Here is a 15,952-nt window from a genome sequence, read left to right as displayed (position 1 = left end):
CCCACCCGACGACCCCGAGCGAGGAGCCCCGCCATGCCCCAGCCCACCGAGATCCTGCAGGCCCGCCAGGGCGACCAGCGCTACGAGGTGCGGGTCGGCCCGGCCGCGCTGGCCGCGCTGCCGGCGCTGGCGGCGCGCCACGACCGGCTGGCGGTGGTGAGCTGCGCCCGGGTGGCCAGCACCCCGGCTGGGAAGCGGGCGCTGGCGGCGGCGCGGCGGGCCGGCCCGGTGGCGCTGGTGCACCTCCTGCCCGACGGCGAGCAGGGCAAGACCCTGGCCCAGCTGGAGCGGGCCGCCTCGAGGCTGCTGGCGGCCGGCCTGACCCGGCGCAGCCTGGTGATCTCCATCGGCGGCGGCGCGGTCTCCGACGCGGCCGGCTTCCTGGCGGCCACCTTCATGCGCGGGGTGGCCTGGGTGGCGGTGCCCACCACCCTGCTCGCCATGGTGGACGCGGCGCTGGGCGGCAAGACCGCGGTCAACCTGCCGCTGGCCAAGAACGCGGTGGGCGCCTTCCACCCGCCGGCCGCGGTGCTGGCCGACCCGCGCGCCCTGGCCACCCTGCCGGCGCGCGAGCTCACCTCCGGGCTGGGCGAGGTGGTGAAGTACGCGCTGCTCGAGCCGGCGCTGCTCGGGCGGCTGGCGGAGGCCAGGGGCGGCCGCGGCGGGAGGCGCGGCGCCGGCGGGCCAGGCCTGCCGGGCGCGGACCTGGTGGCCGCCTGCATGCTGGCCAAGCTCAGGGTGGTGGAGGCCGACCCCACCGAGCAGGGGGCCCGAAAGCTCCTCAACCTGGGCCACACCTTCGGCCACGGGGTGGAGGCGGCCGGGAGGTTCGAGCGCTACACGCACGGCGAGGCGGTGGCCGTCGGCCTGTGCTTCGCCTTCCAGCTGGCGGCGCAGCTGGAGCGCATCGGCCCCCTGGCGCTGGCCGAGGCCGAGGCGGCGGTGGCGGCCGCCGGCCTGCCCACCCGCGTGCCGGCGGCGGTGGCGAGGCGCGCCGCCGCGCTCATGGTCCACGACAAGAAGCGGACCTCGAGCGGGCTGCGGTGGGTCCTGCCGCGCCAGGCGGGCGGCTCGGCCTGGGTGGTGGAGTGGGACGTGGCCGCCGGCGACCAGGCGGTGCAGGCGGCGGTGCGGGCCATCTCCGGGCGGTGAGGGTGCGCCGCCCGGGGCGGCCGGTCACTCCAGCTCGATGGCCGAGAAGGTCCCCTTGCCGTCCATGACCGTGCCCCAGACGCGGTGCGAGGCCTGGTGCTCGGAGGGGCTGAAGGTGAGCGGCACGCCGATGCCGAGGTCGAGCGCCCGGATGGACTCCAGCGCCTCGATGACCGAGTCGGTGGTGGGCGCCTTGCCGGCCCGCTGCAGCCCCTCCAGGAAGAGCCGCCCGACCAGCCAGCCCTCCAGGGCCACGAACCCCGGCTTCTCGCCGGGGGCGAAGCGCTTCACCTGCTCGCGGAACTTGAGGACGGCGGAGGCCTGCGAGGCCGGGTTGGGCACCACCTGCGTGACCACCACGCCGGCGGCGTACTTCGGCCCGAGCTGGGAGAGCTCCTCGGCCAGCTCGGTGGCGCCCACGAAGGAGACGTTGCTGAAGACCAGGTCCACCCCGGCGTCGCGCAGCTTCTCGATGAAGCGCGCCGCCGGCTTGTAGGTGGCCACCATCACCACCGCCTTGGGCGGGGGGGTGGCCTTCTTGATGGCCTTGACCGCCTCCTCCACGTCGGCCGAGTTCCGCTGGTAGCTGACCCGCAGCACCTTGGCCGGGTCGCGCCGGTAGTGCCGCATGGCCCGGGCCACGCCCTCGAAGCCCGCCTGGCCGAAGGCGTCGTCCTGGGTGAGCACCGCGATGCGCGCCGGGTCGACGCGCTGCACCTCGACCAGGTGGCGCACGATGGCGGCGGTCTCCTCGGCGTAGCTGGCCCGGTAGTTGAAGACGTAGCGGTCGGGCGGGTCGTTGCGCAGCAGGCCGGCGCCGGAGAAGGCGCCGAAGAAGATGACGCCCTTCTCGTTGGCGTAGGGCACCGCCACCGCGGCGGTGGGCGTCCCGACGTTGCCGATCACGGCGAACACCTTGCGCTTCTCCACCAGCTCCTTCATGGCGGTGATGGTCCGCGCCGGGTCGTAGCCGTCGTCGAAGACCACCAGGCGCACGCTGCGCCCGTTCACGCCGCCGGCCGCGTTGGCCGCGGCGAAGGCCACCTCCAGGCCCACCCGCATCTGGCCGCCCAGCTCCTTGGCCACGCCGCTGAAGGGCGCCGACATCCCCAGGGTCACCTCGGTGTCGCTGACCTGGGCCCGCGCCCCGCCGCAGCAGAGCGCCGCGGCGAGCGCCGCCGCCAGCCGTCCGAGTGCTGCGCCACGTCCCACGCGAGTCGGCACGGAAGCCTCCCTGGTCACTCGAGATCGATCTGCTGGTAGGAGCCGTCGGGCTGCAGCGCCCAGCCCCAGACCTTCTTGCTGGCCTGGTGATCCTTGGGGCTGAAGGACATGGCGGCGCCGCTGCCGATGTCGAAGCCGCTCAGGGCCTCCAGGGCCGTCACCAGCCGCTCGGTGTCGAGCTGCGGCCCGGCCCGCTTGAGCCCCTCCAGGAAGAGCTGCGCGCCGATCCAGGCCTCCAGCGTGGAGGAGCCGAGCGGCTCGCCCGGCGCGTGCTGCTCCATGGCCTGGCGGTAGCGCATGATGCCGCTGGCCTTGGAGGTCGGCACCGGCACCACCTGGGTGACGACCACGCCCTCGGTGTAGCGGACCCCGGACTCGACCAGCTCCTGGGCCAGGCCGTTGGAGTCGGCCGAGACGGTGACGAAGGTGAGCGCCAGGCCGAGGTCCCGGGCCTTGCGGATGAAGGTGGCGGCCGGCTTGTAGGTGGCCACCAGCACCACCGCCTGCACCACCGCCGCCTTGGCCCGCAGGGCGTCCAGCGCCTCGCGGACGTCGGCGGTGTTGCGGGCGTACTCCAGGCGGGGCACCGCGGCGGCCGGCACCGCGTAGGTCTCGAGCTGCCGGACGGCGCCGCGCCACCCGGACTCGCCGAAGTCGTCCTTCTGGACCAGCACGGCGATCCGGTCGGCCGGGATCCGCTTCACGTCCACCAGGTAGCGGACGGCGGCGGCGCCCTCCTCGCCGAGGCTGGCGCGGTAGTTGAAGACGTAGCGGTCGGGCGGCGTCTTGCGGAGCAGGTCGGCGCCGGAGAGGGCGCCGAAGAAGATCACCTTCTGCTCGGTGCAGTAGGGGATGGAGACCTTGGCGGTGGCGGTGCCCACGTTGCCCACCACCGCGAAGACCTTGTCGCCCTCCACCAGCTGCTTCATGGCCGGCCCGGTCAGCGCCGGGTCGTAGGCGTCGTCCACCGAGACCAGCCGCAGCGTGCGCCCGTGGATCCCGCCGGCCAGGTTGGCGGCGCCCAGCGCGGCCGACCAGCCGGCCTTCATGGCGCGCCCGCGCTCCTTGTTGGAGCCGGTGAAGGAGGCCGCCATGCCCAGCACGATCTCGGTGGCCGTCACGCCGCGCACGGCGGGCGTCTCGACGGCGGGCTGGGCCGCCTGCGCCGGGGCCGGGCGGGGCGGCGCGGCCGCCTGGCGGGCGAAGGCGAACCAGCCGACCGCGGCCAGCAGGAGCGCGGTGGCCACCACCCCCAGGATCAGGAGGGGCCGGCCCGGGGCGCCCGGGCCGCCCGCTCGGCCGCCGGACGGCGGCGCCGCGCCGGGCTGGCGCGCCGCGCCGCCGCGGCTCGGCGGGGGTGGGGCCGGCGGGCTGGCCTTCCGCAGCGGCGTCTCACCGGTGCGGCTCGCGTGCTGTTCCTCGTCCATCTTCACGACCTCCTCCATCACCACGTGGCGCAGCTGCTCCGGCGGGAACGGCCTGGTGGGCCGCGCGCCGGCGTCCACCGAGAAGCGCCCCTCCGTGATGCGCAGCGCGGCGCGGATGGCCTCCCGGCCCTGCAGGCCGTTCAGCTCGGCGCCCACCAGGTTGCCGTCGGCGAAGTGGAAGAGGCCGTCCGGGTCCTCGGCCGAACCGACCCCGTGGACGCGCACCGCCGCCGTCTGGCGCGAGATGGCGTACAGCTGGAGCAGGTCGGCGAACGACGTCTCCTTGAAGTCCCCGCTGAGGGCCATGTGATCACCTGGAGGGCGGCCGGGCGCGAGGGCTCGGTCGCCGGGCTCGAATGTCCTGCCGTCCGGAACAGTGGCAGGTTATCGAAGCCAGCACCGAGAGGAAACATTCGGACCAAAGAAGATCACCGCGGCGACCGCGGTGCGCCGCCGCGCCGCACGGGTGGAAGCGTGCGATAGCGCCGCCGCCCCGGGGGGCGTGCGGGGACGCTCCCCACCTCTCAGCACCCCAGCGCCGCCCGCAGCCCCGCCGTCAGGGTCACCACCTGCCGCGCCGCGTAGTCGAAGCAGAGCACCCCGGTCTTCACCCGGGCGATCTCCCGCCCGCTGCCGAGGTCGGTGAAGCGGTGCAGCAGCTCCAGGCTGCGGGACCTGACCTCGCCCACCGCCAGCTCGCAGCGCAGCACCATGCCGTGGCGCCCCTCGGCCCGGTAGATCACCGCCGCGTCGGCCAGGATCAGGCCGGCGCCGCCCACGTCCAGCTCGGAGAGGCCGTGGCCGGCCAGCCAGCGCACCCGGACCTCCTGCGCCAGCGCCAGCACCCGATCGTTGCCGAGGTGGCCGCCGTAGTTGAGGTCGTCGACGCGCAGCGTCAGCTCGGTGGCGAAGGCGAAGGTGTCGGGGAGGTCGATCTGGACGCGGGCCATGGCGGGGACTGTGGCCCGGAGGAGGGGGGGAGGTCGAGGGCGGCGGGCGCCGGGGCCCGGGCGCCGCCCAGACACCTCCGGGGGGTCGCACCTCGCCCGCCGCGCCCCTAAGGTGCACCGATGGAACGGACCGTGACGCTGCCGCTCTGGCTGGCCCTGCTGCTGCTCGGGCTGGCCGCGGTGGCGCTGCTCGACCGGCTCCTGGTGCCCGGCCTGCGCTGGTACCTGCGCCGCCGGGTCAACCTGGTCATCGACCGGCTCAACGCCCGCCTCAAGCTGCACATCCAGCCCTTCAAGCTGACGCGGCGCGAGGTGCTGGTGGACCGGCTCATCCACGACCCCAGGGTGCTGGAGGCGGTGGAGGCGCTGGTGGCCGCCGGGGAGGCGCGGCTGCTGGTGCAGCGGAGGGTGGCGCTCTACGCCCGCGAGATCGTGCCGGCGTTCAAGCCCTACGCCTACTTCCAGGTGGGCTACCGGGTGGCCCGCACGGTGGCGCGCCTGCTCTACCGGGTGCGCGTCGGCTACCAGGACGACGAGGGGCTGTCGCGGGTGGACCCCAGGGCCAGCGTGGTCTTCGTGGTGAACCACCGCTCCAACATGGACTACGTGCTGGTGGCCTACCTGGCCGCCGAGCGCACCGCGCTCTCCTACGCGGTGGGGGAGTGGGCCCAGGTCTGGCCGCTGCACACCCTGATCCGCTCCATGGGCGCCTACTTCATCCGGCGCAACTCCAAGGACCCCATCTACCGGCGGGTGCTGGAGCGGTACGTCCAGATGGCCACCGAGGCCGGCGTGGTGCAGGCGGTCTTCCCGGAGGGCGGCCTGTCGCGCGACGGGGCGCTGCGCCCGGCCAGGCTCGGCCTCATCGACTACATGCTGCGCACCTTCGACCCCTCGGCCGGGCGGGACCTGTGCTTCGTGCCGGTGGGGATCAACTACGACCGGGTCCTGGAGGACCGCGCCCTGCTGGCCCAGGCCGGCGGCGAGGCGCCGCGCGGCCTGGTGGCCACCACCGCCACCGCCACCCGCTTCGGCCTGCGCCAGGCCGCCCTGTGGGCGCTGGGCCGCTGGCACCGCTTCGGCTACGCCTGCGTCAACTTCGGCACGCCGATCTCGATGACGGCCTGGTCGGCGGCCCGCGGGGTCGACTGGCGCACCCTGACCAAGGAGGCCCGCTCGGCGCGGCTCGGCGAGCTGGGCGAGGAGCTGATGGCGGCGGTGGGGCGGGTGGTGCCGGCGCTGCCGGTCTCGCTGCTGGCCACCGCGCTGCTGGAGGACGACCGGCCGGTCGCCACGCTGGCGCTGCACGCCCGGACCCAGGCCCTGATGCGCCGGCTCTCGGCGGCGGGCGCCCACGTCTACCTGCCGCGCGAGGACGAGGCCTACGCCATCGCCGTGGGCCTGCGCATGCTGGTGGAGCGCCGGCTGGTCGAGGAGGGGCCGGCGGGCTGGGCGCCGGTGGAGGCGGAGCGGCCGGTGCTGCGCTACTACGCCGCCGCCATCGCGCCGCTGGTGGGCGCGGCGCCCCCCTCGGAGGGGCGCTCGACGGCGGCCCCGACCGGCGCTACGTTGCCTGAACCATGATCCTCCTCGTCAACGGCCCGAACCTGAACCTCCTCGGCGAGCGCGAGCCCGAGCTCTACGGTCACACCACCCTGGTGGAGATCGAGGCCATGGTGCGCGACGCCTGCGCCGGCTGGAACGTGGTGGTGGAGCCCTTCCACTCCAACCACGAGGGCGCCCTCATCGACTTCATCCAGGACCACCGCAAGCAGGCGCGCGGCGTCATCATCAACCCGGGCGCCTTCACCCACACCAGCCTGGCGCTGCACGACTGCCTCAAGTCGATCGCCGCGCCGGCGGTGGAGGTGCACATCTCCAACATCCACGCCCGCGAGGAGTTCCGCCGCAAGAGCGTGGTGGCCCCGGCCTGCCGCGGCCAGATCACCGGGCTGGGCGTGCGCGGCTACATCCTGGCCGCCGAGTGGCTCTGCGCCGCCATCGGCGCGCAGCCCGTATAGGCGGCGGCTCTCCCGGAGGCGGCTCTGCCGCCGACAGGCTTGACCGCTCCACGTGAGCAACAACTCCTCACGCCCCTCGTCCCCCCGCACACCGGGAGCCGGTCCTGCCCCGCCTCGCCGTCCTCCTCCCCACCCGCGACGCCGCCGCCACCCTGCGGGCCGCCGCGCTCTCCATCCTGCGCGGCAGCTTTCGCGACCTCGAGCTGGTGGTGGTGGACGACGGCTCCACCGACGCCACCCCCGCGCTGCTCGACCGCCTGGCCGCCCGCGACCGGCGCGTCCGGGTGCTGCGCGGCCCTGGCGAGGGGATCGCCCGGGCGCTCGGCCGCGGCCTGGCCGCCTGCGACGCGCCGCTGGTGGCCCGCATGGACGCCGACGACGTGGCCTGGCCGCGCCGGCTGGAGCGGCAGGTGGCGGCGCTCGACGAGGACCCCTCGCTGGCGGCGGTGGGGGCGCGGGTGCGCCTCTTCCCCGGCCGGCAGGTGCTGGGCGGCATGCGGCGCTACGTGGCCTGGCTCAACGGCCTGGTGACCCCGGCGCTGGTGGCGCGCGACCTGTTCGTGGAGGCGCCGCTGGTCCACCCGGCGGCCGTGCTGCGGCGGGCCGCCCTGGAGGCGGTGGGCGGCTGGCGCGACGGGCCGTTCCCGGAGGACTACGACCTGTGGCTGCGGCTGGCCGGGGCCGGCGGGCGGCTCACCAACCTGCCGGCCACCCTGCTCGACTGGCGCGAGTCGTCGGGCCGGCTCACCCGCACCGACCCCCGCTACGCGCTCGACCGCCACATGGCCCTCAAGTGCGCCGCCCTCCGGGCCGGCCCGCTCGCGGGGCGGGCCGAGGTGGCGCTGTGGGGCGCCGGGGAGACCGGGCGCGCCTTCGCCGACGCGCTGGCCGCCGAGGGGATCCGGGTGTCCACCTTCGTGGAGGTGGACCGGAAGAAGGTGGGCCGCACCATCCGCGGCGCCCCGGTCATCGCCTACGAGGAGGTGGAGCGGGTGCGCGGCCTGCCGCTGCTGGTGGCGGTGGGGGCCCCGGGGGCGCGGCAGCTCATCCGGACCGAGCTCCTCGGGCGCGGCTTCGAGGAGGGGCGCGACTTCCGCTGCGTGGCCTGAGCGGCCTCGTCGAGGTCCCCTCCCGCGGCCGGCCCGGCCGGGACGCCCTTGACCCCCCGCGCGGCGGCGCGCCATCGTCCGGCTCCGTGCGCCACCCCTTCGACCCCGGCGCCTTCCGCCACGAGCTGACCCACCGGGCCGCCGAGGCGGTGCGCGCCCTGCGCCGGCGGGTCGGCACCGAGCACCTCTACGCCTTCGCCCTCTACACCAGCGGCCCGACCCGCTTCGCCTGGGTGCGCGCCTCCGCCAACACCGAGGAGGCGCTGACCCGCAGCGCCGCCGCCATGGCCGAGGTGGACCGGCGCTACGCCGGCGAGGCGGGGCGCCGCCTGCTGCGCTGGAGCCCGCCGCACTGGGAGCACCACGACTTCGACGGCGCGGTGAGCGCGCTCGAGCTGCCCGGCGCCGACCAGCGCAGCGACCGCGACGACCGGGCCCTCTACCAGGCCATGGTGGGCGCCCTGCGGACGCTCGACCGGTCCGGGCTCTTCGGCAAGGGGGCGGAGCGCTGCTTCGTCACCGTGAACGTCATCGGCGAGAAGGGCGGCGACCCGCTCTTCCGCAAGGGGCTGCGGCTGCTCAACCCGCGCCCCGCCATCGAGCGGCTGCTCAACGAGCACTCCAAGCCGGCCTTCGTCCGCTGCGTCAACCGCGCCCCGCGGCGCGAGCGGATGCGCATCTGGCTGGCCCTCTACGAGGACCTGTACATGGAGTGGCGCACCCCCATCGCCGAGGAGGCGCGGGCCCGGGGCCTCTCGCCCTGGGACGTGGAGGTGGAGCTGCGGCGCTTCGGCCCCAAGGTGGTGCCGGCCCTCGTCGACCTCCTGGCCCACTACGGCTTCGCCCCGGCCTTCGACAAGCAGCGCGAGCTGGAGACCCGCGAGGTCTGGCTGGCCGGCTCGGCGCTCTTCCTGGTGCCGCGGGTGGGGGCGGTCTCCGAGCGCGACGTGAAGCGGCTGCAGGAGCTGGTGGCCAGCTTCGTGGAGCGCGACCGGCGGCTCAAGGTGGCCTCCACCCTGGCCGAGAACACGGCGCGGGTGCTGCACGAGCTCCGGCCGCGCCGCTTCCCGGAGAGCGAGATGGACCCGGCCAGCTACAAGCTGGCCAACCCCGAGCGCTTCGTGCCGTGAGGGGCCGTGGAGCGATCCCCGCTGGGGATTCCCTCCGGCCTCCTGGGCGGCGCGGCGTCGACTACCCCCGGGTCGGGCGGTCGGGCGGGGGCGGCGCGCAGCCGAGCGCGGCCGCCACCTCGAGGAAGTCCTCGGGGATCGGCGCCTCGAAGGTGCAGGGCGCGCCGCTCAGCGGGTGGGCCAGGGTGAGCCGGCGGGCGTGCAGCATGACCCGCGGCACCGCCACCGCCCCCACCATGCGCGGCCCGCCGTACTTGGGGTCGCCCAGCAGCGGCGCCCCCAGGTGGGCCAGGTGGACCCGCAGCTGGTGGGTCCGGCCGGTCTCCGGGCTGGCCTCCACCAGGGCGGCCTGGCCGGTGGCCAGGGTGCGCCAGCGGGTGGCCGCGGCGTCGCCGCCCGCCGAGACCTGGCGCAGGCCGGCCCGGCGCGGGTCCTTGCCGATGGCCGCCTCGAGCCGCCCCTGCGCCGGCTCCGGCGCGCGGGCGCACAGCGCCAGGTAGGTCTTCTGGGGGCCGCCCACCCGGAAGGCCTCCGAGAGCGCGGCCGCCGCGGCGCGGGTGCGGGCCAGCACGGTGACCCCGGAGGTCTCGCGGTCCAGCCGGTGGACCAGCGTGACCGGCTCGCCCAGCAGCGCCGAGACCAGCACCGGCAGCGTGCCGCGGTCGGAGGTGAGGGTGGGCTGGGCGGGCACCCCGGCCGGCTTGTCCACCGCCACCAGGTGCTCGTCGGCGAAGAGCAGCCGCGAGCGATCCAGCCCGCCGGCCTCCAGCGGGGCGCGCCCGCCCTCGGTCAGGTTGACGGTGATCTCGTAGCCGGCCCGCAGCAGCTTGCCGGCCACCTTGCAGCGCCGCCCGTCGAGGAAGACGCCGCCCTCGTCGATGGTGCGGCGCGCCAGGCCACGCGAGATGCCGCCGCGGGCCGCGATGAAGCGGTCGAGCCGCTCGCCCTCGTCGGCGGGCCGTGCCACGAGGGTGAGCCGCTTCACGCGGGGCTCACGCCTGGGCGGACGGGCAGGAGGCGCAGGCCGGGGAGTCGGCCGACTGGCGCCCGCAGCCGCCGCGGGGCTGGTCGTCGGTCTGGTGGAAGCCCGAGCCCTTGAAGGCGAACGAGCCGGCGCTCATGAGCTTGGTCACCTTCGAGCCGCACGCCTCGTGGGTCTCGAGCGGCGGCGCCGACATCTTCTGGAGGACGTCGAAGCGGCCGCAGCGGGGGCAGTCGTACTCGTAGATGGGCATCGTGCCTGGGCTCCTGGCCTGCAACATAAGGCCCGGTCCTCACCCGTCAAGCCGGTCCTGGTGGTAGATACCGCCCGCGGGGAGGAGCCTCTTACCATGGAGAGCGACGAGCGCGAGAGCCTGGCCGGCACCCTGGACGCCCTGGTGGCGGCCCTGGAGGCGGAGCGGGCCCGCCACCTGGCCGGCCTGGAGCCCGAGCCGGCCCTGGGCCGGCTCTTCCCGCCCCGCGGCGCCGCGGCCCACCCCGAGATGCTGGCCCGGCTGCGGGCGGCGGGGGAGGCGGGGCTCTTCGCCCGGGTCGGGGCGCTCCGGGCCGAGTGGCACGCCGCCGAGCACGAGGAGGCCTGGCGGGCCGCCGAGGCGGCCGCGGCGGTGGCCGGCCCCGACGGGCCCACCGGCCTGGCAGCCGCCGAGCTGGCCCTGTCGCGCGAGCCGGACCGGGGGCGGCGCCTGGCGCTGGCCGGGGCGGTGGCCCTGGCGCTGGAGGGGCCGGCCCGCCACCGCGAGGCGGCCGCCGAGGTGCGGGTGCGCCTGCGCGCCGAGTCGGGGCTCTCGCCGGACTGGGGGGCGGTGGTGGAGGGCGACCAGCTGCTGGCCGCCACCGACGACGCCTGGCTCGACCTGGTGGGCTTCACGGCGCGCCGCGACCTGGACCTGGCCCCGGCGCCCCGCGGCGACCTCACCCGGGCCGACCTGCTCCACCTGGTGGCCTTCCCGGCGCTCGACGGGCTCTTCCGGCGCCCGGCGCTCGACGCGGCGGTGCGGGCCACCGCCGCCGACCTGGGGCTGGACCTGGAGCGGGTCCGGGTGGACGAGCCGACCAGCGCCGCCGCCTGGCCGGGCGCCCGCGCGGTGGGTGGCCGGGTGCTCTTCCGCGCCCGGGGCGGCCTGGCCGACTGGCCGACGCTGCTCGACGCCCTGGGGCGGGCGCTGGCGGCGGCGCCGCACCCGCCGCACCGCCGCGACGCCACCCTGGGGCCGGCGCTGGGCGGGCTGCTGGCGGGGCTCTGCCTGGAGCCGGCCTGGCTGGCCGGGCGGCTCGAGCTGCCGCGCCGCCAGGTGGCCGAGGTGATGCGGGCGCTGGGCCTGGCGCGGCTGCTCCACCTGCGGGCGGCCGCGGCGGCGCTGCGGGTGGCCACCGAGGTGGAGCGCGGCCTCTCCGGCCAGGCCTGGCGGGAGGCCCACCGCGAGGCCCTCTCGGCGGCGCTGCACGCCACCTGGGACGGGGTGCGCGCGGCGCGCGACGACGAGGCGGGGCCGCTGGCGGCCACCCTGCGCGGCTTCACCGAGGGTGAGCGCTGGCGGGTGGCGCTGCGGGAGCGGTTCGACGAGGACTGGTGGCGCAACCCGCGCACCGCCGAGCACCTGGCCGGGCTGGTGGCGGCGGGGCGCCTGCCGGAGGGCGAGCCGGCCCGGGCGGTCGAGGCGGGCGCCGGGCTGGCGCGGCTGCTGGAGCGGGGCGGCTAGGCCTTCTTGCGCAGGGCCCGGACGATCTTCTCCTTCACCCGCGACGGCTGCGGCGCGGGGAGCGTGCGGGTGGCCGGCTGGCCGGCGCGCTGCCGGGCCAGGTGGTCCTTCCACTTCATCCAGGCCTCGATCTGGGCGGCCTGCAGCTCGATCTGCTGGTCCTCGGAGAGCTCGCGCTCGGTCCACTCCAGCTCGGAGGTGCGGGGCAGCGCCGCGCCGAGCCGCAGCCGCAGCACCTTCTCCTCCTCCGCCGTCAGGCCAGGGGCCGCGCCGCGCCGCAGGGCGGCCTGCGCCGCGCCCTCGGTCACGACCACGTCCGCCGTCCTGCCGGCGCCCTTCCGCTTGCTCTCCATCGTCACCCCTGCGGCCGGGAGGAAGCCCGGATCACCAGGCCATCGTAGGCGCGAGCGGCGGGAGATCCAGTTTTCGTGAGCGCCCGCGCCCGGCGTCGATCCACGGCCGGACCGTGGCCGAAACTCCACGATATCCGGCTCGTCTGACAGGGATCGGGGCGGGGCCCGGGAGGGGTCTTTCGCGGCGGTCCGCGGCGGGCGAGATCTCGACCGGCGCGAGTGGCGCCCGGGCTCCTCCGGGCGCGGCGCCGCCGGGAGCGCCGACATGGACGACTGGAAGCGGAACCTCGTCGAGGACGACGCCGGGGTGGCGGCGCTGGTGAAGGGGCTCACGCGGATCGCGGTGCTGGGCGTGAAGACCGAGGCCCAGGCCGACCAGGCCGCCTTCTACGTGGCCCGGTACGTGGCCGACCACGGCGGCGAGGTGGTGCCGGTGCCGGTCTACTACCCGGAGGCCACCGAGATCCTGGGGCGGAAGGTCTACCGGCGGCTGGTCGACGTGCCGGGCGACCTCGACCTGGTGGACGTCTTCCGCAAGCCCTCCGACATCCCCGGCCACCTCGACGACCTGCTCGCCAAGAAGCCGCGCGCCGTCTGGTTCCAGCTCGGCATCCGCAACGACGCGGCCGCCGAGGTGCTGGCCCGGGCCGGCATCCAGGTGGTGCAGGACCGCTGCCTCAAGGTGGAGTGGGGGCGGTTCCGCTAGGGCGCGTCGGGCGCGTCGGGCTCGTCGGCCGGCTCGGCGGCGGCCGGCTTCTCCTTCACCTTCAGGCCGGCGGCCTCCAGCGCGGCGGCCACGCCGGCCGGCTTGCGCGCGTCGGGCAGGGCCTTCGGGGGCGGGATCACCGCGCCCACCCGGCCGCCCAGGGCCTTCACCTCAATGGAGAGCTCCACCTGCACCCGCACCCGGGCGTCCTCCTTCACCCCGAAGGCGCCGCGCACCGTGGCCCGCAGCGGCACCCCGGTGGCCTCGTCCACCAGCACCTCGCCGCTCGCCGCCAGCGGGACGCGGCCGTCCAGGAAGGCCAGGTGCCGCCGGGTGTCGGCGTCCGGGCCGCCGCTGCCGAAGACCCGCGCCTCGGGGCCGCCGGGCGCCGCCGCGCCGTCGGTGGCCAGCGAGAGGCGGTAGCGGCGGGCCGGCCGGCCCAGCACCTCGCCTGCGCCGTCGGGGTCGAGCAGCAGCGCCGGGCCGTAGAGCCGCGCCAGGTCGGCCAGCAGGCCGAAGCTCTCGTCGCGGAAGCGGCGGGCGTCGCGGCCGCGGTCGGTGGGGCGCTCGCGGAAGGGGGCGTGCAGGGTGCGGGCGTAGGTCATGCCGCCGGCCCAGACCACCTGCTTGCCGGCCAGCGCGCCCGGGCCGCCGCCGGCGTCCACCTCGCTCTCCACCTCGAACTCGCCGGTGGCCAGCTGCCGCACGTGGTGGCGCTCCGCCACCTGCACCCGCGCCGCCGTGTCGCCCTGGCGGGTGGCGGTGAAGCGGACGGCGCCGCGCCAGTCGAAGGAGCCGAGCCGGGTGGCCGCCTCCCCGGCGTCGAGGTCGAGCAGCGGCCGCGGCGCCTCGAGGTCGGGCGGGCGCGGCGGCGGCGCGGGCGGCGCCTCGGGGGCCAGCACCCGGGCCTTGGCCTCGGCGTCCGGCCCGCGGGCACAGCCGGCCCCGGCCGCGCCGGCGAGCGCGGCGAGCAGGAGCGGCAGCGCGAGGCGGGCGCGGGCCGTCACCGGGCTAGACCGTGGGCGCCGGCTTCTGCGAGGCGCGGAACAGGAGCACCGCCAGGCCGAGGAAGCAGGCCACCCCGAGGAGCTGGAAGCCGCCGTGCCCCAGCACCCCGGCCAGGGCCGGCTCGAGGTTGAGGTTCTCGGTGAGGAAGGTGTTGATGCCGTCGTTCACGTTGAGCAGCGCCACCACCACGCCGGTGAGGGCGCCGCCGGCCACCAGGCCGGTGGCCATGAGCGAGCCGCCGCCCAGCTCGGCGTCCTCGGCCGGTCCGCCCTTGCGCTTCGCCACCACGTCCACCAGCCCCTTGACCACGCCGCCGGCGAAGATGGGCAGGGTGGTGGAGAGCGGCAGGTACAGGCCCACCGCGAAGGAGAGCGCCTTCACGCCGCACAGCTCCATGGTGATCGAGAAGAAGACGCCCACCAGCACGTAGACCCAGTCCAGGTTGAGCGACAGGAGCCCCTTGATGAGGGTCGCCATGAGCGTGCCCTGCGGGGCCGGGAACTTCTCGGTGCCGATGGCGTGGGTGATGCCCTGGGCCGCCTGCTCGGCGGTGGGCTGGTCGAGCAGCTGCACGGTCAGGCCGATGACCACCGCCGAGGCGATGGCGCCCACGAAGAGGGCGATCTGCTGGGAGCGCGGGGTGGCGCCGATCAGGTAGCCGGTCTTGAGGTCCTGCGAGGTGGCGCCGCCGTTGGCGGCCGCGATGCAGACCATGCCGCCCACCACCAGCGCCATGGGCTCGTAGGCCGAGCCGGTCCAGCCCAGCCCCACGAAGATCATGGCGGTGGCCATCAGGGTGGCGATGGTCATGCCGGAGATGGGGTTGGAGGAGGAGCCGATGAGCCCCACGATGCGCGACGAGACGGTCACGAAGATGAAGCCGAAGACGATGACCAGGATCCCCACCATGAGCCGGGTGCCGAAGCTGTTGCCGGGCATGAAGGGCAGCACCGCCAGCACCACCACCAGCCCCAGGCTGCCGGCGATGACGGTCACGAAGGAGAGGTCGCGGTCGGTGCGCTTGACCCCCGAGGCGGCCACCTTGTCGGAGAGCGAGCGGATCGAGTCGCGCAGCGAGGTGTAGATGGTGGGCAGGGTCTTGATGAGGGTGATGAAGCCGCCGGCCGCCACCGCGCCGGCGCCGATCTGGCGGACGTAGGCGCGGTAGATGGCGTTGGCGGTGTTGGCGAAGGTGTGGGTGGCCGGGTCCCAGCCGAACTGGGCCGGGGTGTTGCCCACCTTGAGGAGCTGCGCGGCCACCGCGTCGCCGGGCACCAGGAAGCCGAGCAGCGGGATGAGCCCCAGCCAGGCCAGGACGCCGCCGGCCACCAGCACCCCGGCGATCTTCGGGCCGATGATGTAGCCCACGCCCATGTACTCGGGGGTGATCTCGGCGTTGACGGTGGCGTGGGGGAGCCACTTGTTGGTGCGCCCCGAGACCCAGGCCGGGGTCTCGGCGATGACGTGGAAGACCTTCTGCAGGATGGCGTAGGCCATCGAGATGCCCACGCCCTGGAAGGCGGTCCGGGCGAAGTCGCCGCCCTTCTCGCCGGCGATGAGCACCGAGGCGCAGGCGGCGCCCTCCGGGTACTGCAGCTCGCCGTGCTCCTTGACGATGAGGGCGCGCCGGAGCGGCACCATCATGAGGACGCCCAGCATGCCGCCCACCAGCGAGAGCGTGAAGAGGGTGATGTAGTTGAAGTAGCCGGCCCCCACCGAGACGCCGTCGGCGCCCACCGAGAGGAAGAGGAAGCCGGGCAGGGTGAAGACCACCCCGGCCGCGATCGACTCGCCGGCCGACCCGGCCGTCTGGATGATGTTGTTCTCCAGGATGGTGGTCTTGAGGAGCTTGCGCCCCAGCGAGATGGCGATGACGGCGATGGGGATGGAGGCCGAGACGGTCAGGCCGGCCTTGAGCGCCAGGTAGACCGTGGAGGCGCCGAAGAGGATGCCGAAGACCGCCCCGGCCACGATGGCCTTGGGCGTGAGCTCGGCCATGCTGGTCTCGGGCGCGACGTACGGCTTGAACTCGCGCGCCGGGGTGGCGCTGCTGGGGATGGGGGCGGGGGCGCTCATGGGTGGGGCTCCGGGCGGGCGGCAGGGTGCCGAAAGTCGGCGCACTCTAGACCGGAGCCGGGGGCGGTTCCAGCCTCTGGGGCGGCGCCGCCTC

At 75.8% G+C, this 15,952-nt stretch carries 15 protein-coding genes; 7 read left to right on the top strand and 8 right to left on the bottom strand.

Annotated elements, in window-relative coordinates:
- Positions 1 to 33: 33 nt before the first annotated feature.
- Entirely contained in the window at positions 34 to 1,152 is a 1,119-nt protein-coding gene (locus tag IPO09_14640) for a 3-dehydroquinate synthase (GenBank protein MBK9518557.1), read from the top strand.
- A gap of 24 nt (positions 1,153 to 1,176) precedes the next feature.
- Here the strand turns inward: IPO09_14640 and IPO09_14635 are convergent, their stop codons facing one another.
- From IPO09_14635 to IPO09_14625, 3 genes are all read right to left on the bottom strand, one after another.
- Positions 1,177 to 2,376, bottom strand: a complete 1,200-nt coding sequence (locus tag IPO09_14635) for an ABC transporter substrate-binding protein (GenBank protein ID MBK9518556.1) — start codon at positions 2,374 to 2,376, stop codon at positions 1,177 to 1,179.
- Positions 2,377 to 2,390: 14 nt separating this feature from the next.
- On the bottom strand, positions 2,391 to 4,109 hold the full coding sequence (locus IPO09_14630) for an ABC transporter substrate-binding protein (protein MBK9518555.1): 1,719 nt from the start codon (positions 4,107 to 4,109) through the stop codon (positions 2,391 to 2,393).
- Positions 4,110 to 4,327: 218 nt separating this feature from the next.
- On the bottom strand, positions 4,328 to 4,753 hold the full coding sequence (locus IPO09_14625) for a thioesterase family protein (GenBank protein ID MBK9518554.1): 426 nt from the start codon (positions 4,751 to 4,753) through the stop codon (positions 4,328 to 4,330).
- 120 nt (positions 4,754 to 4,873) lie between these two features.
- Between IPO09_14625 and IPO09_14620 the strand changes: the two genes are divergently transcribed.
- From IPO09_14620 to IPO09_14605, 4 genes are all read left to right on the top strand, one after another.
- Entirely contained in the window at positions 4,874 to 6,337 is a 1,464-nt protein-coding gene (locus IPO09_14620) for a 1-acyl-sn-glycerol-3-phosphate acyltransferase (GenBank protein ID MBK9518553.1), read from the top strand.
- Complete coding sequence (gene aroQ, locus IPO09_14615) at positions 6,334 to 6,774, top strand: type II 3-dehydroquinate dehydratase (protein ID MBK9518552.1); 441 nt, start codon at positions 6,334 to 6,336, stop codon at positions 6,772 to 6,774. The genes IPO09_14620 and aroQ overlap by 4 nt, the downstream gene beginning before the upstream one ends.
- A 104-nt stretch (positions 6,775 to 6,878) precedes the next feature.
- Positions 6,879 to 7,883, top strand: a complete 1,005-nt coding sequence (locus tag IPO09_14610; GenBank protein ID MBK9518551.1) for a glycosyltransferase — start codon at positions 6,879 to 6,881, stop codon at positions 7,881 to 7,883.
- An 86-nt stretch (positions 7,884 to 7,969) separates the two neighbouring features.
- Positions 7,970 to 9,013: a DUF4303 domain-containing protein gene (locus IPO09_14605; GenBank protein MBK9518550.1), complete on the top strand. Its 1,044-nt coding sequence runs from the start codon at positions 7,970 to 7,972 to the stop codon at positions 9,011 to 9,013.
- Positions 9,014 to 9,074: 61 nt separating this feature from the next.
- On the opposite strand, the gene IPO09_14600 is transcribed toward IPO09_14605, so the two are convergent.
- The gene (locus IPO09_14600) at positions 9,075 to 9,998 is read right to left on the bottom strand and encodes an RluA family pseudouridine synthase (GenBank protein MBK9518549.1); all 924 of its coding nucleotides are present in this window, start codon (positions 9,996 to 9,998) and stop codon (positions 9,075 to 9,077) included.
- 7 nt (positions 9,999 to 10,005) lie between these two features.
- Positions 10,006 to 10,248, bottom strand: a complete 243-nt coding sequence (locus IPO09_14595) for an FmdB family transcriptional regulator (protein ID MBK9518548.1) — start codon at positions 10,246 to 10,248, stop codon at positions 10,006 to 10,008.
- A gap of 96 nt (positions 10,249 to 10,344) precedes the next feature.
- Between IPO09_14595 and IPO09_14590 the strand changes: the two genes are divergently transcribed.
- On the top strand, positions 10,345 to 11,715 hold the full coding sequence (locus IPO09_14590) for a hypothetical protein (GenBank protein MBK9518547.1): 1,371 nt from the start codon (positions 10,345 to 10,347) through the stop codon (positions 11,713 to 11,715).
- Here IPO09_14590 and IPO09_14585 read toward each other — a convergent pair.
- Complete coding sequence (locus IPO09_14585; GenBank protein ID MBK9518546.1) at positions 11,712 to 12,068, bottom strand: hypothetical protein; 357 nt, start codon at positions 12,066 to 12,068, stop codon at positions 11,712 to 11,714. The two genes, IPO09_14590 and IPO09_14585, sit on opposite strands and share 4 nt — an antisense overlap.
- Before the next feature lie 265 nt (positions 12,069 to 12,333).
- Between IPO09_14585 and IPO09_14580 the strand changes: the two genes are divergently transcribed.
- Positions 12,334 to 12,774, top strand: coding sequence for a CoA-binding protein (locus IPO09_14580; protein MBK9518545.1), 441 nt, complete (start codon positions 12,334 to 12,336; stop codon positions 12,772 to 12,774).
- Here IPO09_14580 and IPO09_14575 read toward each other — a convergent pair.
- The gene (locus IPO09_14575; protein MBK9518544.1) at positions 12,771 to 13,748 is read right to left on the bottom strand and encodes a hypothetical protein; all 978 of its coding nucleotides are present in this window, start codon (positions 13,746 to 13,748) and stop codon (positions 12,771 to 12,773) included. The genes IPO09_14580 and IPO09_14575 overlap by 4 nt on opposite strands.
- Positions 13,749 to 13,785: 37 nt before the next feature.
- Complete coding sequence (locus IPO09_14570) at positions 13,786 to 15,858, bottom strand: oligopeptide transporter, OPT family (protein MBK9518543.1); 2,073 nt, start codon at positions 15,856 to 15,858, stop codon at positions 13,786 to 13,788.
- Positions 15,859 to 15,952: the final 94 nt, after the last annotated feature.

This window comes from Anaeromyxobacter sp. (genome assembly GCA_016718565.1).
In the GTDB taxonomy this organism is placed as follows: Bacteria; Myxococcota; Myxococcia; order Myxococcales; family Anaeromyxobacteraceae; genus JADKCZ01.
Note: the sequence above shows the minus strand (reverse complement) of the source record. Positions and strands in the feature narration are given on the sequence as shown.